This window comes from Planobispora rosea, assembly GCF_014648175.1.
In the GTDB taxonomy this organism is placed as follows: Bacteria; Actinomycetota; Actinomycetes; order Streptosporangiales; family Streptosporangiaceae; genus Planobispora; species Planobispora rosea.
Genome location: NZ_BMQP01000009.1, coordinates 15,923 through 36,140 on the forward strand (window position 1 = coordinate 15,923; position 20,218 = coordinate 36,140).

18 protein-coding genes are annotated in these 20,218 nt (G+C 72.1%); 5 read left to right on the forward strand and 13 right to left on the reverse strand.

From position 1 onward, the window contains the following. Positions 1-68 precede the first annotated feature (68 nt). Positions 69-1,685, reverse strand: coding sequence for a methyl-accepting chemotaxis protein (locus tag IEZ08_RS11030; protein ID WP_068922346.1), 1,617 nt, complete (start codon positions 1,683-1,685; stop codon positions 69-71). A gap of 515 nt (positions 1,686-2,200) precedes the next feature. Between IEZ08_RS11030 and IEZ08_RS11035 the strand changes: the two genes are divergently transcribed. Then, positions 2,201-2,767: a YciI family protein gene (locus tag IEZ08_RS11035; protein WP_229803043.1), complete on the forward strand. Its 567-nt coding sequence runs from the start codon at positions 2,201-2,203 to the stop codon at positions 2,765-2,767. Positions 2,768-2,876: 109 nt separating this feature from the next. Continuing rightward, the gene (locus IEZ08_RS11040; protein WP_068922348.1) at positions 2,877-3,245 is read left to right on the forward strand and encodes a GvpU-like protein; all 369 of its coding nucleotides are present in this window, start codon (positions 2,877-2,879) and stop codon (positions 3,243-3,245) included. Between the two features lie 50 nt (positions 3,246-3,295). On the opposite strand, the gene IEZ08_RS11045 is transcribed toward IEZ08_RS11040, so the two are convergent. From IEZ08_RS11045 to IEZ08_RS11055, 3 genes are read right to left on the reverse strand one after another with little or no spacing between them, the layout of a single operon-like run. Beyond that, complete coding sequence (locus IEZ08_RS11045; protein WP_203863328.1) at positions 3,296-5,368, reverse strand: iron ABC transporter permease; 2,073 nt, start codon at positions 5,366-5,368, stop codon at positions 3,296-3,298. Next, complete coding sequence (locus tag IEZ08_RS11050) at positions 5,365-6,351, reverse strand: ABC transporter substrate-binding protein (RefSeq protein ID WP_068922350.1); 987 nt, start codon at positions 6,349-6,351, stop codon at positions 5,365-5,367. The genes IEZ08_RS11045 and IEZ08_RS11050 overlap by 4 nt, the downstream gene beginning before the upstream one ends. Positions 6,352-6,361: 10 nt before the next feature. After that, positions 6,362-7,180 carry an ABC transporter ATP-binding protein gene (locus tag IEZ08_RS11055; protein ID WP_084779805.1) on the reverse strand — a complete coding sequence of 273 codons (819 nt, stop codon included), beginning with the start codon at positions 7,178-7,180 and terminating at the stop codon, positions 6,362-6,364. Between the two features lie 397 nt (positions 7,181-7,577). On the opposite strand from IEZ08_RS11055, the gene IEZ08_RS11060 reads away from it, so the two are divergent. Beyond that, on the forward strand, positions 7,578-7,850 hold the full coding sequence (locus IEZ08_RS11060; RefSeq protein ID WP_189242091.1) for a hypothetical protein: 273 nt from the start codon (positions 7,578-7,580) through the stop codon (positions 7,848-7,850). On the opposite strand, the gene IEZ08_RS11065 is transcribed toward IEZ08_RS11060, so the two are convergent. Continuing rightward, positions 7,819-8,976, reverse strand: a complete 1,158-nt coding sequence (locus IEZ08_RS11065; protein WP_068922352.1) for a DUF418 domain-containing protein — start codon at positions 8,974-8,976, stop codon at positions 7,819-7,821. The two genes, IEZ08_RS11060 and IEZ08_RS11065, sit on opposite strands and share 32 nt — an antisense overlap. 150 nt (positions 8,977-9,126) lie before the next feature. Further along, positions 9,127-10,287, reverse strand: a complete 1,161-nt coding sequence (locus tag IEZ08_RS11070; RefSeq protein ID WP_218061671.1) for an amidohydrolase family protein — start codon at positions 10,285-10,287, stop codon at positions 9,127-9,129. A gap of 218 nt (positions 10,288-10,505) precedes the next feature. On the opposite strand from IEZ08_RS11070, the gene IEZ08_RS11075 reads away from it, so the two are divergent. Next, positions 10,506-11,939: a type I glutamate--ammonia ligase gene (locus IEZ08_RS11075; RefSeq protein ID WP_084780932.1), complete on the forward strand. Its 1,434-nt coding sequence runs from the start codon at positions 10,506-10,508 to the stop codon at positions 11,937-11,939. Positions 11,940-12,032: 93 nt separating this feature from the next. Then, positions 12,033-13,118, forward strand: coding sequence for a TolB-like translocation protein (locus IEZ08_RS11080; RefSeq protein ID WP_068922354.1), 1,086 nt, complete (start codon positions 12,033-12,035; stop codon positions 13,116-13,118). Between the two features lie 13 nt (positions 13,119-13,131). On the opposite strand, the gene IEZ08_RS11085 is transcribed toward IEZ08_RS11080, so the two are convergent. From IEZ08_RS11085 to IEZ08_RS11115, 7 genes are all read right to left on the reverse strand, one after another. Then, on the reverse strand, positions 13,132-15,321 hold the full coding sequence (locus IEZ08_RS11085) for a DEAD/DEAH box helicase (RefSeq protein WP_068922355.1): 2,190 nt from the start codon (positions 15,319-15,321) through the stop codon (positions 13,132-13,134). 230 nt (positions 15,322-15,551) lie between these two features. Continuing rightward, on the reverse strand, positions 15,552-16,193 hold the full coding sequence (locus IEZ08_RS11090; RefSeq protein ID WP_275424742.1) for a mycothiol-dependent nitroreductase Rv2466c family protein: 642 nt from the start codon (positions 16,191-16,193) through the stop codon (positions 15,552-15,554). Positions 16,194-16,318: 125 nt separating this feature from the next. Beyond that, positions 16,319-16,831 carry an O-acetyl-ADP-ribose deacetylase gene (locus IEZ08_RS11095; protein ID WP_068922356.1) on the reverse strand — a complete coding sequence of 171 codons (513 nt, stop codon included), beginning with the start codon at positions 16,829-16,831 and terminating at the stop codon, positions 16,319-16,321. Positions 16,832-16,911: 80 nt separating this feature from the next. Further along, positions 16,912-18,327, reverse strand: a complete 1,416-nt coding sequence (locus IEZ08_RS11100) for a S28 family serine protease (protein WP_068922357.1) — start codon at positions 18,325-18,327, stop codon at positions 16,912-16,914. 312 nt (positions 18,328-18,639) lie between these two features. Beyond that, positions 18,640-19,236, reverse strand: coding sequence for an RBBP9/YdeN family alpha/beta hydrolase (locus IEZ08_RS11105; RefSeq protein ID WP_189242092.1), 597 nt, complete (start codon positions 19,234-19,236; stop codon positions 18,640-18,642). Beyond that, the gene (locus IEZ08_RS11110) at positions 19,233-19,472 is read right to left on the reverse strand and encodes a putative antibiotic biosynthesis monooxygenase (protein ID WP_189242093.1); all 240 of its coding nucleotides are present in this window, start codon (positions 19,470-19,472) and stop codon (positions 19,233-19,235) included. Before IEZ08_RS11110 ends, IEZ08_RS11105 begins: the two co-directional genes overlap by 4 nt. 107 nt (positions 19,473-19,579) lie before the next feature. Next, positions 19,580-20,176: a TetR/AcrR family transcriptional regulator gene (locus IEZ08_RS11115; protein ID WP_068922360.1), complete on the reverse strand. Its 597-nt coding sequence runs from the start codon at positions 20,174-20,176 to the stop codon at positions 19,580-19,582. Positions 20,177-20,218: the final 42 nt, after the last annotated feature.

Genomic DNA, 20,218 nt, shown 5'->3' on the forward strand with positions numbered 1-20,218 from the left:
CACCACTTCCATGGACGTAACCCGGCCGGACGGCTTCTCCCGCGGTCTGCCTGCGTGGACGCGCCGTCTCAGACGGTGAACCGGCTCACCAGCTCGCGCAGCGATGTGCTCATCTCCGCCAGCTCCGCCGCTGCCTGACGTGACTGCTCCACCCCTTCGGTGGTCACCGCTGCGGCCTCGGCGACGCCGGCGATGTTGGCGGCGATCTCGTTGCTGAAGGTCGCCGCGTCGGCGACGTTGCGGTTCATCTCCCCGGTGGTGGCGGTCTGCTCCTCCACCGCCGCGGCGATCGCCGCCTGGTGGTCGTTGATCCGGCCGGTGATCTCGCTGATCCGGCCGATGGCCTCCATCGCGGCCGTCGTGTCGGCCTGGATCGCGGTGACCCGCCGGGCGATGTCCTCGGTGGCCTTGGCGGTCTCCTGGGCCAGGTCCTTGACCTCGCCCGCGACGACGGCGAAACCCTTGCCGGACTCCCCGGCCCGGGCGGCCTCGATGGTGGCGTTCAGCGCCAGCAGGTTGGTCTGCTCGGCGATCGAGGTGATCGTCTTGATGACATCGCCGATCTCGGCCGAGGAGGTCTCCAACTGGGCCATCATCGTGTTGGTGGTCTCGGCCACGCGCACGGCCTCGGCGGTGACGGAGGCGGCCGCGGAGGTGCTGCGGGAGATCTCCTCGATCGCCACGCCCATCTCCTCACCGCCCGCTGCCACGACCTCCACGTTGCGCGAGACGTCCGCTGCGGCGGCGGCGACCACGCCGGACTGGACGCTGGACTCCTCGGCTGAGGCCGCGATCTGCTCGGCGACCTGGGACAGCTGAACCGAGGAGGCGGCCAGCGAGGTGCTGTGGTCCGCCAGCACCGTCACCGTGGTGTGCAGGGATTCGGCGGTGACGTCCACGGCGTCGCCCAGCTGGCCGAGTTCGTCGCGGCGCGTCATCCGCAGCCGCACGGTCAGGTCGCCGCGGGCCAGTAGGCCGAGGGCGGACACGACCCTGCGGAGCGGATGCACCACCGACCGGGTGGCGGTGATGCTCAGGCCGGCCGCCGTGATCAGAGCCGCGATCAGCGTGCCGAGCAGGATCCGCTCACTGTCGCTCTTGACTTCGGCCGCCTCCTTCTGCAACGCGACCACGCGTCCGGCCAGGGAGTCGATCAACGCCGCGTTGATCTCCAGGCTGGCGGAGTAGGACTCGGCGGCCTCGCCGCCGTTGATGCTGTTCATGGCCTCGGCACGGGCTTCACGGGTGTCCTGGGCCAGCAGCTCCATGATCTTGGCGTCCCAGGTGAAGAAGTCATCCCAGGCGGGGCGGAGCTTGTCGAACTGCGCGCGCTCAGCCGGTGTCAGATATTCGACGTGGGTGGCGTCGATCGTGTCGTAGAGGGCCTGCTTGCTCTCCAACTCACCCTTGCGGTTGTAGGCGTCGGGCCCGGTGGCCACCTTGCCGCCGAAGGCGCCGGCGTCGGCCACGACCAGTCCCTGCCAGCCGGTGATGTCGGCGGCGTAGTAGCTGAGTTTCTGGACGTCGTCTTCGACCTGCTTCAGCTGGTCCATGCGCATGCTGATGTCGTACTGGCTGCCCATCCCGAAGCGGCCCACGGCGACCGAGACGATGATCAGTAGTGTGACCAGGAGAAACGAGAGCCCGAGTCGTTTTCCGACTCCCAGGTTCTGCAGGCGGGACATGCGGGGCCTCCAAGCGGTTGGAGCCGCTGGACAGCGGCAGAAGACTGATCGGCGCAATCCAGACACACCAAAGGGGAATCCGGGTAACGAAACATTCAGGAACCCGTTCCTTTGAGCGTCCTTCTCCGGCCGTCTCCTACACTTCGGGCCTCGGTATCGGGCTGAGTCCTCCAGTCGCGGTGGAGGCGTGTACGCGCTCTGTCGTTCGTGCTGACGAACAGGCCGAACCGCTTCTCCATCGGGTGTGCCGCCGCAGAGCGCGGGCCAGGAGGTTCATCACCGCCAGGACCGAGGCCTCACCCTGAGCCATGCCGCAGGTCGCCGGGGCCGCCGACCGATCGGGGTCTACGTCCGCCCCACGCATCCGCCGCCGGATCCCGTCGATCTTCAGCGTCACCTCGCACGGGTCCGTCGCCGACGTGCGGCCGCCTCCCCGCAGGCCCGCACGGGTGGGCTGGGCTTCGTCAGGTACGGCACCGCCGCCCCGTCCTCCGCTGAGGGGGGCGAAGTGGTCCGTGATAGGTACTGTCGGCATGGAGTTCTTCTGCTATCACCGTGATCGGTCCGACTCCGCGGCGCTACGTGAGGAGCTGCTGGAAGAGCACTGGTCCTACATGGACCGGTACGAGTCGGAGATGATCGCCCGGGGCCCGACCTTCGACCGTGGCGGCGACACGGCCACCGGCAGCGTGCACATCGTCGACCTGCCGGATCTCGCCGCTGCGCGTGCGTTCGTCTTCGACGAGCCCAACTACCAGGCCGGTGTGTACCGGGATGTGATGTTGCGCCGGTGGAGCAACGTACTGGGGCGCACCATGTGGGATTTCCCCGGCGGCCGAGAGGGAGGCGACCGGTACCTGGTGCTGGGCCTCGGCTCCGGGCAGGCCGCCGATCTCGTCCCGCCGCCCGGCCGGGACGAGCTGATCGCGTACGGGCCGTTGCTGTCCGACGACGGCACCGCCTGGCTGGGTACGGCGCTGCTGGTCCGGGCGCCGGATCCGGACGCGGCGCGCGCCGTCCTGACCCTGGACCGGTACGCCGACGTCGAGGTCCACGACTGGGAGTTCGGCGGCCGGCGGTGAGGGAGACCGGGTGGGATCGGAGGAAGGATGCGCTGCCCGGCGTGACTGACTGGGCAGGACGACGGGTGACCGAGAGGATTCGATCAGCGACGTTGCGTAATATTCCCTCATGTCAAAACCGGATGTGGCACTCCAGACTCTCGTGGATGTCGTCAACCACACTCAGACTGGTATCAGCATCACCGTGACGACCAGCGGCACGCTCATCACCGGGATACTCGTCTCCGCTGAGGAGTTCGCCACCAACGTCGCCCAGCGGATAGGCAGGGCGTACGAATTCACCTCCACGGACATCAAGGGGTTCAACCTTCTCTTCGAGCACCTCGGCGAGGCCGCCCGCGGGGAGTTCCTGCACCTGCGGGACGCGCGGCCGATCACGGGCGCCGGGGCCCCGTCAGGGGAGAGCGGATGGTGGCGCATCCGGATCGCCGACGTCAGCGGATGGACCTGTGACCGGATATCGATGCCGGACGGTTAGCCGGTGCGGCGGAGCGGTCTCTCCCGGGCACGGGCACGGGGCCGGCGTCGTCAGCCGTCCGCCTGTGCCCGTGAGCGCCACAGCAGCCAGACGAAGTACGGTGTGCCGAGCAGGGAGGTGACGATCCCGGCGGGCACCTGGGCCGGGGCGATGACGGTGCGCCCGAGCGTGTCGGCCAGGCTCACCAGCAGGGCGCCGAGGAGCACGGCCACCGGCAGGACGCGGGCGTGGCCCGAGCCGACCAGGGCACGGGCGGCGTGCGGGGCGATCAGGCCGACGAAGCCGACCACGCCCACGGCGGAGACCGCGGTGGCGGTCAGCAGCACCGAGCCGCCCAGGGCGGCCAGCCGTACCGGCTCCAGGGGGACACCGAGGATGCGGGGACTGTCCTCGTCCAGGGAGAGCAGGTCCAGGTCGCGGCGGAGCCAGGCGATCAGCGGGAGCATCAGGACCAGGGCCAGCGCGACCGGGATGAGCTGGACCGGGACGCGGCCGTAGGTGGAACCGGACAGCCAGGTCAGCGCCATGGCGGTGTTCCACGGGTCCGCCTTGACGATGATCATGATGGTGACGGCGGTGCACGCCGCCTGCACGCCGACGCCGATCAGCACCAGGCGGTCGGAGCTCAGCCCGCCGCGCCACGACAGCAGGTACACCGCGGCGGCGGCGGTCAGCGCCCCGGCCATGGCCGTCGCGGACATGAGCCAGATCCCGGCGAGCGGCGCCAGGGCCAGCAGCGAGACCGCGCCCACACCCGCACCGGCGGTGACGCCGAGTATGCCGGGCTCGGCCAGCGGGTTGCGGCACACGGCCTGGACGGCCGTACCCGCGGCGGCCAGCGCGGCACCGGCGAGCACCGCGGCGAGGACGCGGGGATAGCGCTGGTCGAGCACGAAGGTGAGACCGCGGCCGGTCCGCCCGTTCAGCCAGTTGACCAGGTCGCCGCCCAGGACCCAGGTGTCGCCGCCGAGCATGCCGAGGAAGACCGCTCCGGCGAGCAGGGCCGCGCAGGCCGTCACCACGGTCAGGAAGGCGGCGCGCGAGCGGGCCGCGACGCGCACGATCGGCGGCTGACGGGTCGGTCCGGCGTCCCGGTAGCGACGGGCCAGCCACACCATCACGACGGCGCCGAACAGCGTGGTGACCACGCCGGGGGGTACCTCTACGCCCGCCTGCCCGCCGAAGACGGCGCGCAGCGCGATGTCGGAGCCGAGGACGATGAGCACGCCGACGAGACCCGCCAGCGGCAGCGTCGTCCGGTAGCGGTGCATGCCCGGGAGCAGTCTGACGATCACCGGCGCGCACAGGCCCACGAACCCGATGGGACCCGCGACCGTCACCGCGGCGGCGGTCAGCACGACGGCCAGGACCGTGAGCCACAGGCGCAACCGCCTGACGTTGACGCCGAGCACGGTGGCGGTGTCGTCGCCCAGGCCGAGGATGTCGAGCTTGGGCCCGGCCAGTACGGCGGCGGCCAGCATCAGCAGGATCAGCGGGCCCATCTGCGAGACGGCGTCCAGGTCGCTCTGCACGAGCGAGCCGCTGCCCCAGGCGAACAGCCCGGTGGTCTCCTCCTCGAAGAGGATCATCAGCAGGTTGGTGAGCGAGTGGAGTGCCAGCGCGGTCGCCGAGCCCGCCAGGATCAGCCTGGTCGTGCCGGTACGGCCGCCCGCGGCCAGCGCCATCACGAGAGCGGCCGTCGCCAGCCCGCCCAGCAGGGCGAGCATGCCCGAAAGGAAAAGCGGCAGCGTCAGGCCGAAGGCCGCCGCCGCGGCGACCGCGAAGTAGGCGCCGGAGCTGACCGCCAGCGTGTCGGGCGAGGCCATGGGATTGCGGGAGACGGCCTGCAGCAACGCGCCCGCCACACCCAGGGCGACGCCGACGGTGACTCCGGCCAGCAGCCGGGGCACCCGGGAGGCCACCAGGATCCGGGCGGCCTCGCCGTCCCCGTCGCCGAACGGCAGCCGGAGCAGGTCGAGTGCGCCGATGGACGACGTGCCCTGCGTCATGTGGACCGCGGAGACCAGGACGACCGCCGCCAGCGTCAGGAGGACCGCGCCCGCGCCCCCCAGCCGCCGCAGCGGCGTGGCGGGCGCAGGCGCGGTCCGAAGCGAGGTGCTCAACCGGTGTATGCCTTCACGAGGGCCTCGGCGTACTGCTTGCAGGACAGCGGCCCGCCGAAGGTCCAGATACCGTCGGGCAGCTTGGTGACCTGCTTCTTCTCGACGAACGGCAGCTTCTTCCAGATGGCGTTCGAGGCCAGTCCGTCGGCGAAGACGTCGACGCCGTCGGAGGCGTTGTAGAAGAAGCGGGTGTCGGGGTCCTTCAGCGCGGTCAGGCCCTCGACGTCGGTGACGCCCAGGCCCCAGGCCGGGTCGACCTTGCCCGTCCAGGCGTTGACCAGCCCGAGCTGGGTGGCGACGTCGGAGACCAGCGCACCCTTGCCGAACATGCGGATGGAGATCTTGCTGCCGTCCTTCCAGCCGTCGGCGATGGCGAACGGCTTGCCGGCGAAGCCGGCGGCGGCGAGCTTGCTCTTGCCCTCGGTCAGCGCGGTGTCGAAGTCCGCCAGCAGCTTGTCGGCCTCGGCGGTCTTGCCCAGCGCGGTGGCGATCGTCTTGAGGTCCTTCCGCATCCGGCCCAGGTTGTCGCCCGCGTCACTGCCGGTCAGGACGACGACGGGGGCGAACTTCTCCAGCTGCGACACCAGCGAGGGGTCACGCGAGGACTCCATGACGATCAGGTCGGGCTGGAGGGCGGCGATGGAGTCGACGCTCGGCTCCTGCCGGGTGCCGACGTCCTTGACCGAGGGGTCCAGCTTGGCCGCGGTCACCCAGGTGCCGTAGCCCTTCACGTCGGCCACCCCGACCGGCATGACGCCGAGGCTGACCACCATCTCGGCCTCGCCCCACTCCAGGGCGACCACCTTGCCGGCGGGACGGTCGAGGGTGATCTGCTTGCCGCGGTCGTCGGTCACGGTGATGGGGGCGGCGGAGGCCGTACCTCCGGAGGCGGCCGGTTCCGGGGCGGGGGCCTCGGTGGTGCCGCAGGCGCCGAGCATGGCGACGGCGGCCACGGCCACGAGGGCGGTGCGCAGGGGGATCATGGTATTCCTGTCAGGTTGTTGCAGAGACGCTTCTGGTGTGCCGGCCGATCGGCCGGGTGGTCACCGTCCCCGTCCTCGGGTCGTGCGTGACCTCGATGCGGATGCCGTACACCTCGGTGAGCAGTTCTTCGGTGAGGACCTCGGCGGGCGATCCGTCGGCCCGGACCCGGCCGCCGTGCAGCAGCACGACGTGGTCGGCCAGCTCGGCGGCCTGGTTCAGGTCGTGCAGGACGACGCCGACGGCCACGTCGTGGTCGTCGGCCAGGTCGCGCACGAGCTCCAGCAGCTCGATCTGGTAGCGCAGGTCCAGGAAGGTGGTGGGCTCGTCCAGGAGCAGGACGCCGGTGTCCTGCGCCAGGCAGGTGGCCAGCCACACGCGCTGCAGTTCACCACCCGACAGCTCGTCCGCGGGACGGTCCGCCATCTTCGCGACCCCGGTCAGTTCCATCGCCCTGGCGATCGCGGCCTCTCCGTCGGGGTCGCCCGTCCGCCACCGGCCGCGGTAGGGGTGCCTGCCGTACCCGACGACATCCCGGACCCGCACGCCTGAGGGCGTGGGACGGCTCTGGGCCAGCAGGGTGACCCGCTTGGCGAAGTCCCGTGACGGCATGTCCAGGGCGGACACGTCGCCGGACAGCGTCACCGTGCCCGCCTCCGGCCGATGGAGCCGCGCCAGCGCGCGCAGCAAGGTCGACTTGCCGCTGCCGTTCGGGCCCACCAGGGCCGTCACGCGTCCTTGCCGCAAGGTGATGTGGCCGTTCTCGACGGCGGTGGCACCCTGGTAGCTGAGACGCAGATCGGCTCCACGCAGCGAGATCTTCTCGGTCACGGGGATTAGGTTAGGCTTACCTGGCTAAATGTTCAACTTTCACTTATCGATCATGGTGGGTCATGCGGGCGAGGCGGTTCCTCCTGCCGCACGCCCGCGTCACGGACGGCGGCCGGCCGGGGGCACCGGCAGTGGGTGACGACGGAGAAGCTCCACGGGGCCCAGATGGTGATCGCCCATGACGGCCGGAACCTGTCGGTGGGCAAGCGCAAGGCGTGGCTGCGCGATGACGAGCCGTCCTCCGGCTGGCAGCTCCTGCGCGCCGCCTTCGCCGGGGTGGGGAGGCCACTCTGGCTCGAGGCGGCGCGGCGGTGCGCGTCTACGGTGAGCTGTACGGCGGAAGACCGAGGAGTTCGGCGAGCAGCGTTTCGATCAGAGCCGTCCCTGGGATCCGCAGGTGTTCCTCACCTTGGGGGAACTGAGCCGGATCGCCCGGATGATGGTCAACGGGCCGAGGTTGGCCGGCGCGCGGTCCAAGGTGGGGCCGTCCGACCCCGACGCGCTCCTGGACGAGGCGGTCTCCGACGTCATGGTGGACCTGTCCATGGCCCTCCCGGCGGCCCTCCCGGCGGCCCTCCCGGCGGCCCTCCCGGCGGCCGTCGCGGCTCTCGGCGAGGACGAGGCCCGGTTGCAGGCGGTCATCCGGGGCGCGGCGAGGAGAGCAGGGTGAGGCGCCGCAGGATCCATTCGATCGGGCCCTGCCGGTGGTGGCGCAGCCACCAGGCGCTCAGGGCCAGGAGGACCGCGTAGATCACCGCGGCCACGCCCATCACCGCGACGGGGGCCAGTTCGCCCGCCAAGGCCAGGCCGTACCCGGTGAAGACCAGGCAGGCCAGCACGGACTGGCCGATGTAGTTGGAGGCCGCGACGCGGCCGGCGGGGGCCAGCGCGCCGCCGATCGCCGGGACGCGCCTGACCGCTTCGAGCAGGGTGACCACGTAGGCGGTCGCCAGGAGCAGAGAGGTCACGTTGTTGACCGCCAGGCCGACCAGTTGCACGGCGTCGTCCGCCTGGGACGACCAGGTGAAGAAGACCGCGGCGGGCAGGCCGACGCCGTACCCCAGCCACATGATCCGGGGGACCAGGTGAGCCCAGCGCTCCGGCTCCTCCAGCAGTCGCGACTTGCCCGCCGCCAGGCCGAACAGGAACAACGCCATCGCCATCGGGCCCTGGCCGATCCACACGAACGCCGCGAGCATCGGGTAGGTCTCCACCTGGAACCGGAGGAAGTCCAGCGGCCCGCCGGTGACCAGCTCCTCGGCCCGTACGGCGGCCGCCGCGTCGGTGGCCGGGGACGCGGCGGCGCCCGGGTCGAGCAGGGTGAGCCCGGCCAGCAGGAGCCAGATCACCGACATCACGCCGATGATCCAGCATCCGGCCTTGACCGCGGTCCTGGGCCGGACGTCGCGCATGGTCAGCAGCAGGAGGCCGAGCGCGGCGTAGAGGGTGAGGATGTCGCCGATCCAGAGCAGGAACCCGTGCGCCACGCCCAGGACGAACAGCCCCAGGCAGCGGCGGAGCATGCGGGCCTTGACCTTCCCGCCCCACGAGCGCATCTGCAGGGTGAAGGAGTAGCCGAACAGGAAGGAGAAGATGACGTAGAACTTCGTCAGCACCAGGGTGCTGACGGCGAGGGCGACCGGACCTTCGCTGATGGGCAGGGTGCCGATGCCGACGGCATACCGGGGGTCGGCGAAGAAACCGATGTTGGCGACCAGGATGCCGCCCAGCGCGAAGCCGCGCACGGCGTCGATTTCCTGGATGCGCGTGGACTCCGGGGCAGCAGTCTGAGTCATGCCCTCGATGCTAGGAACCCGGTTCGCGGCTCACATCGGACTTTGGGCGCGGACCGGACGACGAAAGTAGCCGGGAGGGCGTCCCCCGTCCTCCGCCGGCGTGCACCGGGATCACGCCCGGCACCGCGCCGACCGGCGGCGCCGTACCTGTCAGGCGGGGAGGCGGTAGACCCGGTGGGCGTTGCCCGCGCCGATCATCCCGGCGATCCGGGCGGCGTCCCGCTCCGTCCAGGCGTCCTCGGCCAGCCCTTCCCGGAGCAGTCCGGACAGCGCGCCGCGGAACAGCACCGAACCGAGGTGGTACAGCTCGGGCAGGCCGTAGGCGTCGGAGGCGTAGAGCAGCTTGCCGAACGGGGTCAGTTCGAGAGCCTCGGCGAGCAGCGCCCCGGCCCGCCGGCCCAGATTGTGCAGGGCCAGGCTGACATCGGCGAACACGTGCGGGAACACCTGGGCGAGGTACCCGGCCTCCCGGTGGTACGGGTAGTTGTGCAGCAGCACGATCGGCACCCCCGCCGGAGCGGTCGCCCGGAGCAGGTCGGTCAGGAGCGCCGGATTCGCCCGGGACAGGTGCACGTCCGGGTCACCGTACCCGACATGGAACTGCACCGGCAGGCCGAGGTCGAGCGCCGTGTACACCAGGAACCGGTGCAGCACCTCGTCCGCCAGCCGGGCCGGGGCGTCCGGCCGCGCCCCGGCCAGCCACCGGCCCGCCGCCGCGGCGACCTCCCCCTCCCCGGGCCGGTACGGGGCCAGCGCCAGCCCGGCCCGGTAGGCGGCGACGGACTTGGCCCCGACCACCCGGCCCTCCCCGGCGCGCACCAGCTCGGTGAGGCGCTCGCGGAAACGGCCGGCGAAGCCCCGGGCGGAGGTCCCGGATTCGACGACATCCTCGGCGACGTGCTCCAGGCGGAGGATCTCGTAGCCGGGCGCCCCGGCGGCCTCGGCCAGCTCGCCGGGGGAGAGCAGCGACCGGGGGTTGTGCCCGGTGTCCACGCACAGGGCGCCGAGCCCGGCCGCGCGCAGCAGCCGCCGGGTCACCTCGGCGTGGCCGAGCTCCGCCCGGCGGGCCAGATACTCCTCCGGCTCGGCGTGCCGGGGCAGATCGAGCACGGGCGCGCACCAGCGGCGCACGGCGAAGCCCACCTGCGTGTCGAACAGGCTCCCGCCCAGCCCGGAAGCGCTCTCGGCCTCGGTCAGCAGCGCCTCGAACCCGGCGCGCCGCAGATCCCGCGGCACGACTCCATGGCAGTGGTGGTCGACCAGCCGGAGCGCGGCGACCGCGGGCAGGAGTTCGGGAGTCGGCATCGCCATTCCGAGTCATTCCGATCGGCGTATCGGACCTGAGCGCCGGACCCGGGTCCATCGGCCCAGGGCTCACCGGGAACCGCTCGCCCGACAAGACTTACCACGATCGGACCGGCACGCCGAGCCGGACCCGCGACCGCCGGGCGGACGATGTCTAGTCTGGAACCGTGGAGGCCGCGCCGATACCACCGTCACCGTCCTCATCGCCGATGTCCCAGCCGCCGATGTCCCAGCCACCGAAGTCCCAGTCACCGAGACCGCAGCCGCCGATGCTCCGGCCGCTGACCGCACCCGAGCGGGCCCGCCGCGCCGAACAGGCCCGGACGGCCGCCGCCGCCCTGGCCGCCGACGGCATCGAGGCCACCGCGGTGACCTGGGTGGACACCAGTGGCATCACCAGGGTCAAGGCGGTGCCCCTGGCCCGCCTGGAACAGGCCGCCGCCTGGGGCGTCGGGGCCTCGCCGGTGTTCGACGCGTTCCTGCTCGACGACTCGATCGCTCCCGGACGGTACGCCGGGGGTCCGGTCGGGGACCTGCGGCTCCACCCGGACCTGGGCAGGCTCACCCGGCTGGCCGCGCTCCCCGGCTGGGCCTGGGCGCCGGCCGACCGCTACGACCAGGACGGCGTGCCGCACCCGCTGGACGCCCGCGCCCTGGCCCGGCGCGAGGCCGACCGGCTGGCCGGGGACGGCTACGCGGTGCGCGCGGCCTTCGAGATCGAGTGGTGCGTCTCCGCGGGCGCCGGCGACGCGTTCGTCCCCGCGTCCCGGGGACCGGCGTACGGCATGACCCGGCTCACCGAGCTCGCCGGCTACCTGCGCGAGATCCTCGCCGCGCTGGCCGCCCAGGGGGTCGCGGTCGACCAGGTGCACCCCGAGTACGCCGCCGGCCAGTACGAGGTCTCCGTCGCCGCGGCGGACCCGGTCGGCGCGGCGGACCTCGCCGTGCTGGTGCGCGAGACCGTCCGCGCGGTCACCGCCCGGAACGGGATGCGCGCCACCTTCGCCCCGAAGGTGCTCGCCGGCGGGGTCGGCAACGGCGGTCACGTGCACCTCAGCCTGTGGCGCGACGGGACGAACCTGATGTCCGGCGGTCCGGGACCGTACGGGCTGACCCCCGAGGGCGAGGGTTTCACCGCCGGGATCCTGGAGCGGCTGCCCGCGCTGCTCGCCGTCGGCGCTCCGGCGGTCGCGAGCTACCTGCGGCTGGTGCCCTCGCACTGGGCCGGGGTGTTCGCCTGCTGGGGGAGGGAGAACCGGGAGGCGGCGCTGCGGCTGGTCACCGGCTCGGTGGGGGAGCGGGATCGGGCGGCCAACGTGGAGGTCAAGTGCGTCGACCTGGCGGCCAACCCGTACCTGCTGGTCGCCGCGTTGCTGGCGGCCGGCCGGGCCGGGATCGGAGCGGGGTCGCAGCTGCCGGAGCCGGTCGAGGAGGACCCCGCCGGGATGCACGAGGAGACCCGGCGGAAGCTGGGGATCGCGGCCTTGCCGGGCTCGCTGGCCGAGGCCGTCGCCGCGTTCGAGGAAGACCCGGTCCTCGGCGCGGCGCTCGGGCCGGAGATCGTGGACACCGTCGCGACGGTCCGGCGCGGCGAGATCGCGCTGTTCGAGGGCGCGAGTGACGACGAGGTCGTCGAGCGCAGCCGCTGGCGTTACTGACCCCCGCCGCACCGCTGACCGCCGGTGTGCTCGCCCTTCCATGAACCAATCTCCGCGATCACGCATCTCATCAGAGGAAAAAGGGGGATGCGTATGCGTATCAAGGCTTTCATCACACCCGCCGTCGCCGCGTTCGCGGCCGTGGCGATCACGGCAGCCGGGGCGCCGCCCGCGGGCGCGCGGGAGACGGGGACGCCGGGACCGTCCGCGGGCGCCGAGTCCGTCGCACAGGGACGGTGGACCAAGCTCGCCGGTACCCGGGGCGAGGTCGACGAGGCCGCGGGGGCGCCGGTCCGGCTGGCCTCGTACTCCCTCGTCTTCGACGCGGGCCAGCAGCACTACGGCTACCTGCGCGAGGGCGACCGGTTCCGCAGGACGCGGTATCGCGAGGCGCTGGTGGCGCCGGGGGAGAGATGGGTGGCCGGCATCCCGGACCACCGGCTGTGGCGGGCGGTACGGAAGATCGACCTGACCGACCGGGAGAGCGGGCGGACGCACACGATCGCGCTGCCCGCACCGGTGACCTCTCCCGAGTGGTCCGCGGACGGCCGTACCCTCCTGCTCACCGCCTACCGGCCGCACCGCGACGGCAGCCTCACGATCATCGGATTCGTCACGGTGGACGCGGCCGATCGCACCGCCCGGCTGGTGCACGCGGGACCGCGCCACCGCGTGAGCGACTGGGGCATCGGGCGCTCCCACCGCTTCTACTTCGCCGGCTCCGCGGACCGGGTGATGGCCGTGCGCAACGGGCCGGAGGCCGGGCCGGGCAAGCGCCGCATCGCCGTCTACGACCTGGACGGCAGGCAGCGCAGGGTCTACACCGGTGTCGGCACCCTCGACGAGTGGCACACGACGACGCCCTTCTCACCCTCGGGACGGTTGTTCGGCACTCTCCTGGGCGATTCCCGGGGGAACGGCGGGGGCGGGCCGATCGGCATCGTCGACGCGGAGACCGGGAAGATCGTGCACCGGTTCGGCCGGGACGTCCGCGCCTTCGCCGGTTGGTACGACGACGAGCATGTGATCGTCCAGCGGGAGCGGGCCGGGACCCGGATCTACCAGCGCGTGGGCCTCTCCGGAGGCGGCGCCGTCGACCTGATCCGGGAGAAGCTGGTCCTCGGCCCCGCCGACTACAGGCCGCACCTCGAACGGGTCAACTTCGTGCGCCGCGACTGAAGGACCCAAGAGCTCAAGGAGTGACGGATCCGGGCGTGAACGCGCCGAGGGCGAGGCGGCGCTGTTCCTCCTCGACGATCTGGCGGGCCAGTTCCCGCTCGGAGACGTCCGTGGCCTCGGCGGTGGACTCGGCCAGGTCGCTCCGGCGGGCGTAGGCGTCGAAGATCTTCGTCTTGGAGCGCAGGATGTCGAGCATGCGCTGGTCGATCGTGTCCGCCGCGAGGAGCCGGTGCACCTGCACCCTGCGCACCTGGCCCATCCGGTGGGCACGGGCCACGACCTGGGCCTCGATACTCGGTTTGACCTGCGGCTCACACATGATCACTACGGAGGCCGCCTGCAGGTTGAGTCCCACGCCGCCCGCCTGGACCTGGCTGAGCAGGACCGCGTGTCCCTTGGCGCGGGAGAACTCGTCCACCACCTGCTGGCGGCGGGCCGGGGAGACGTCGCCGGAGATCGGCCCGTGGGCCCGGCCGTCCAGCGTGGTCCGCACGCTCGCGAGCACGTCGCGGAAGTAGGAGAAGACCACGACCTTGAGCCCGGCGGCCTCCGCCTTGTCGATAAGTTCGAGCAGGCGCTTCAGCTTGGCCGAGGTGTCGGGGACGGCGTAGGCGGCGCGGCGCATGGCCATGAAGTTCCCCTCCGCGACGGCCTGCCGGTAGGCGGACAGGTCGGCGCCGCTGAACTCCACCCAGTCCTCGGCCTGGACCAGGCCGGGCAGTTCGGTGAGCACGTCCTCCTGGTTGCGGCGCAGGTAGACGGGGGCGACGGCCTTGCGGAACGCCTCCGCCCCGATGATGACGTCGTCGCTGCGGCGCAGGCGCGCGGCCAGGTCGGGCTGGAGGTAGGAGACCAGGACACGGAACTCCTCGGCCCGGTTCTCCATCGGCGTGCCGGTCATGAAGAGCACCCGCTCGACGCTCCCGCACCAGCGGGCGACGGCCCTGGAGCGGTTGGCCCGGGGATTCTTGACGTAGTGCGCCTCATCCACGACGAGCATGCCGATCCGGACGTGGGGCGGGAGCTTCAGCCGGTGGAGACTGTCCAGGGTGACCACGGCCACGCCGCCGCGCCGGACCCACTCCTCCTCGGCGGCGAGGCGCGTGCTCCCGTGCAGCGGGTAGGCGTCCAGGGTGCTGCGCGCGTGGATCTCCCGTACCCAGTTGATCAGCACACTGGTGGGACAGACCACCATGAAGTGATCGTTCCCCTCCGTCTTGAGATGCGCCAGGGCGGCGATGGCCTCGATCGACTTGCCCAGGCCCATCTCGTCACCGAGGATCACCCGCCGCTGGGTGAGGGCGAAGCGGGCGCCGAAGGCCTGGTAGCCGCGGAGGGAGACGCGCAGGTGGGTCTCGTCGAGCTCCTGCGCGCCGACCTTCGCGACCAGGTCGTCGGGGAGCAGGCCCTCGATCGCCGATCCGGGCTCGCCGGCCAGTTCGGCGAGCAGGCTGTAGTAGTCCGACGCCCGGAACTCGAAGTCGGTCCACGCCTCGAACTCCGAGACCGGAGGGCGGAGCAGGTCGGTGGTGACCTGGACGATCAGGAGCCGGGTCTCGCGGGCGCGGTCCAGCAGGCCCGAGAGCTCCGCCAGCGCCTCCCGGGCGCGCCGGCGGCGCCCGGAGCCGGCGAACATCATCCGCAGGCGCCCGCGCGCCGGGTGCGCGGCGGTCAGCAGCGGTCTGATCCGCTTGCTCAGTTCACGGGCGGTGTCAACGGCGACAGGCAGGTCGGGGCCGACGTCCACCAGCCGGTGCAGCGCGATCACCAGGTCCGTGGCGCCGGGGCCGCGGTCCTCGGTGTCGAGGCGGACGCCGACGGACTCCTCGACGGCCCGGGCGATCTGGCGGGCCGCGGCGTGCAGCCGACTCACCGTCTGCGCACCGATCCCGGGGACCAGCTGCAGGTAGTACGGAGAGGACTCCAGGACCTGGAGCACCGTGGTGTATCCGGCGCGCTCCAGGGCCCCGATGCGCAGCCGCCCGCCGGTCACGTCGTTGAGCCGGGTGACGGGGATCGCGTCCAGCTCGGCCCGGGCCAGCCGGCTGCGGAACGCGCCGAGTGCCTGCTTCACCGACTGGTGGACCAGGGTGTGCTCGTCGTAGAGGGCGCGCGCGTCGGCCAGAAGGCGTTCCGCCTCACGGCAGAGGGCCTTCGCCTCCTTCGCCGTGAACGGTCTGTCTTCCGGCCCGGCCACGCTCACGTCTCGCTCTCCTCCGAACCGGATCGACGGTCGAGCCGCCCTTGACGTCGCACGAGGCGGATACGGCTGTACGGATACAGTGGATACAGCAGTATGCGCATGGATCTGTCCGTCTGGGGAGATGATCGCTCGATCTCCGTGGCACCGCTCGATCTCCGTGGCACCGCTCGATCTCCGTGGCACCGCTCGATCGCTGTGGCACCGCTCGGTCTCCGTGGCGGCGGAGCGGATCAGCCGAGCCGGGGCTCCTCGTGCGGGGGCCCCTTCAGCTCGTGGAAACCCGGGACCCCGGCCACCAGCAGGGTCCCGTCCCACAGGCGGCCGGCCTGCTCGCCCCTGGGGATGCGGGACATGACGGGGCCGAAGAACGCGACGCGCCCCCCGCCGGTTCCGGTGACGGCGACCACCGGGGTGCCGACGTGCGTGCCGACCAGGGCGACGCCCTCGGCGTGCGAGGCGCGCACCAGCTCGTCGTACTCCGTCGACATGCCCGCCCCGGCCAGCTCCACCGGGAGCCCGGCGGCCTCCAGCGCGTCGTGCAGCGAGCCGATCCAGTCGTCGTGCTCGCGCTCGACCGTCCACATCGCGGTGTAGAACCTGCCGAGCGCCTCCTGCCCGTGATGGTGCCGTACGGCGGCGCAGACGCGCACGGGAACCCACAGATAGCCCTCGGGATCGTCCTCCGGGTCGTCGTCCCGGTCCTCGTTGAGCACCGACAGGCTCATCACGTGCCAGCGCACCTCGACCGGCCGGACCTTCTCCACCTCCACCAGCCACCGGGAGGTGATCCAGGTGTACGGGCAGGAGGGGTCGAACCAGAAGTCCGCGATCGTCCTGTCCGCCGTCCTGTCCGCTGCCCCGTCCACCGTCACGCGTCCCTCCGGGTCGTCTCCCGGTCCGTCCGGAGCAGCCAGTGGGCACCGGCCCGGCCACCACGGCGATCACGTGCCCGACGATACCCGGGGGCACCGCCGGTTTCCCACCCGTACGACCACGGTCAGCCGGTGACGAGGGCCCGTTCGAAGGCGGCGTAGGCGTCCGCGGTGAACAGCACGAACCGTGCCTCCTCCACCCGCGCCGGCGTGGCGCGTACGGTGCCGACCGCGATCCGGGCGGCGTCGTCCATCGGCCAGCCGAAGATCCCGGTGGACACCGCGGGGAAGGCGACGCTCGCCGCGCCCAGTTCGTCGGCGACCCGGAGCGACTCCCGGTAGCAGGAGGCCAGCAGCTCCGAACGGTCCTCCCCGGCGGAGTAGACGGGACCGACGGTGTGGATGACCCAGCGGGCCGGGAGCTCGCCGGCCGTGGTCGCCACGGCCTGGCCGGTCGGCAGCCCCCGGCCGTAGTGCGAGGCGCGCAGCTTCCGGCACTCCTCAAGGATCGCGGGGCCGCCGCGCCGGTGGATCGCCCCGTCGACCCCGCCGCCTCCCAGGAGGGAGGAGTTCGCGGCGTTGACGACGGCGTCGACGCGCTGCGCGGTGATGTCTCCCTGGAGCAGTGTGATCCGCATGGGAACGAGTCTGCCAGCGGGGCATGCCGTACGGCCCACGCGGACCGTACGGCATGCCGGGGCTTCACGGAAACGGCGGCTCAGAAGGTCCGGCGGTCGGGGAGCATGTCGTCGTCGGGGATGGACGGCGGCGCGCTCCGTGTGGCCGGCGGCGCGTCGGCCACCCCGGCCCAGCGTCGCAGGGTCGCCGTCGCCGCCTCGCGGTCGGCCTCCGTCAGGGCGGAGATGTTCGCCCCGTGGTTGGCCCCCGGTGCGACGTACAAGTGGGAGTCATGCCTGCTGGGGGTGAACCGCTCGGCCCCCCACGGGTCGTTCTCGCCGTAGACGAACATCATCCGGCTCGACCGCGAGCGCACCCAGTGGTCCACGTCCAGCATCGGCCACGGATCGTGCCGGGAGCGCAGCTCGGCGGGCAGGACCGAGTTGGGCTGGTAGAGACCGGGATGGCGGGTCAGGCCGCGCAGGTGCCGGAACCTCAGCTCGGGCCAGCCGAGCTGGGTGGCCGCCTGGTAGTAGTACGGCGTGTAGTACTCGATGCCCTGGTCGGTGTAGAACGACCAGCCCGCGACGGAGTCGATCCAGGCGTAGAGCTCGTCGTCGGAGGCCGTGGCGGCCGGCACCGCCGCGCAGTCGGCCGCGGTGGAGTACTGCCAGAAGGCCCACACCGTGTCGAGCACCGTCATCTCGAACGACCGGTCGGCGCTGCCCAGCGTCCGGGTGAAGGTGAGGCCGTTCTGCGCGGCGTGCGCCTCCAGCCTGGGCACCAGCCGGTCGCGGCGCTTGAGCGCCTCCCGCTGCACGGTGTCCAGCGCGGTACGGCAGGCGGCGTCGCCGACGGTGGCGAAGAACCTGTCGTAGGCCCCGTCGAGGGGGTTGACCCGGTCGTTCGGGGCGACGTAGGCCACCACCCCGTCCACGTCGCCGGGGTAGAAGCGCCGGTGGTAGACCGAGGTCATGCCGCCCTTGCTCGCGCCCGTCTGGATCCACTTGCCGGAGTAGACCGTCTTGAGCGCCTGGACGATGCGGTGCTCGTCGCCGGCCTCCTGCCAGATGGTGAGGTCGCGCCAGTCCGCCGGATCGGGCCGGGACGAGCGGAAGAACCGGTGCTCGACCGAGACCTGGTTGCCGTCCAGCAGGCGGGTCGGCTCGGTCCGGGAGGGGCCGGGGTTGACGGGCAGGCCGTACCCGCCGGTGAACAGGACCGTCGGCGCGGTCTCCGAGCGGTGCAGCAGGGTGAGCCGCTGCTGGTAGGTGCCCTGGCCGGGGTCGCGGTGGTCCACCGGCTGGGTGAAGGTCAGGACGAAGAACCGGTAGCCGGCCGGCTGGGTCTCGGAGACCACGCTCAGGCCGGGGATGGCCTTGAGCCTGGCCAGCAGGGGATCCTCGGCCGTCACGGCGGCCGGGGCGGGCGGTCCCGTCTGCGCCGTTGCGGGCGGGGCGATGGAACCGGCGGTGAGCAGGGCGAGGACGAGGGCGGGGATCACCCGGGTGCGCACGATCAGCCTCCTGGGGGTCGCGCCACCGGACGACGCGCGAGATCCCGGGCCCGGTCGGGGAGGGGGAGTGCGTGTTCCGGCGACGTCTGAGAGATGAACGCCTCGCTGTCACCTTAGTGACGTCCGTCGTGTTTGAGGAGATCGAGGAGATCTTCGTGACGGCCGGATCGCGCTGCCGGCGGCCGGCGAGAAGTCCATCCGCATCGCGGAGGCCATGGCCGGACGGGCCGCGGTTTCCGGACGGGAGGGTCTCGCCGGAAACCGCGGCGGCGTCATCGGGATCGACGGGTGCTCGGCGGCAGCCGCCCGGTGTCAGGAGGAGGCGGCGGGGAGCAGCCCCGTCACCAGCGGGGTCACCTCCGGAAGCGCCAGACCGGTCGGGATGTCATCGGGACTCCAGATCGGGAAGTGGCCTCCGGCGGCCCGGACGGTGGCCGTGGCCCCCAGTTCGGTCACGTAGTGCCTGGCGTGATCGAACGGGTCGGGGGTGAGCACGGGGTCGTCGGCCGCGATGAGGACCTGGAACGCCCGGGCCGCCCGCCGGATGCGCGCCCAGTCGAACCGGGGGGCGAAGAACGGGTTCAGCGCCTCGTAGCCGACCTCCTTGTACGGGGTGGCGACCAGCACGGCCCCGGCGTACGGGCCGTGGCGGTCGGTGTCGTGCCGCTCCAGCAGGCGCAGCAGGGTGACGCCGCCCAGGCTGTGGCCGACCAGCACGGTGTCGCCGGGGTCGGTGTCCCGGCCGGCGGCGGTGAGTGCCGTCAGCCATGCCTCGGGATCGGGCGCGCCGGGGTCGGGCAGCGCGGGGATCCTCACTTCGGCCCGTCCGTCCAGCGCGGCGCGCAGGTACGGGTACCAGAGGCTCTCGGGGCCGGTCTCGACGGCGTGCGCGAGAATGATCGTGTTCATGAGGACTCCGTTTCGGGGGATCGGGTCAGCCACGGACGCAGCAGCCGTTCGGTGGCCGGCGAGACGGCGTACGTCATCGCGGCGACCAGGGCGGCGGAGAGCAGCGCGAGGCGCAGGACGGAAGGGACCGCGGTCAGGCGCGGGACCAGGAGGAACTCGGCCAGCACGAGCAGGGGGAAGAGCCCCAGCCATGCGGAGACGGCCGCCTTCCAGCGGGGCGGTGCGGTATCGGGCATCACGATCTATGAAACTGACCGGATCGTTTCCATATTCCGGATCGGAGATCTTTTTCTGACATGGCTGTGGTGCGGGTGGACGTGGTGCGGGTGCCGGAGCGGGAGGTTCAGGAGTACGCCGCCGCCAGCCGGTCGGCCAGGACGGCGGCGTACGGGCCGTCCAGCGCCGCGCCGGTGAACAGTGCGCGGTACCACAGCGGCGCGAAGAAGTCGTCGAGGGCGGTGTCGATGTCCGCGTCCGCGCGGAGCTCGCCCCGCTCGCGGGCGCGCTCGAAGATCTCTCCGGCGGCGGCGCGGCGACCGCCCAGGAAGTCCTCCCGGAAGGCCCTGGCCAGCTCGGGGTCGTCGAAGCTCGCCGCCACCAGCCCGGCGACGGTGCGGGCGGTGGCGGTCTCGGTGAGCAGGCCGACGAAGTCGCGCGCGTACCGTTCGAGGTCCTCGCGGAGCGAACCGGTGTCCGGAACCGTGAGCCGGTCGGCCGCCACGGCGAGGTACGCCTCGATGGCCAGGGCGCCCTTGGACGGCCACCAGCGGTAGATCGTCCGCTTGCTCACTCCCGCCCGGGCGGCCACGGTGTCGAGGCTGAGCCTGAGATATCCGTCCCGCTCCAGCAGCTCGGCGGTCACGTCCAGGATCGCCGACCAGGACTCGCGGCTGCGCGGCCGGCCCGGTCCACGCGGCTCGGCGCCTGCGGCTGCGGACATCCACACCCCCGGTGACGCGGTGAACAGGCCCTGACGAACCTA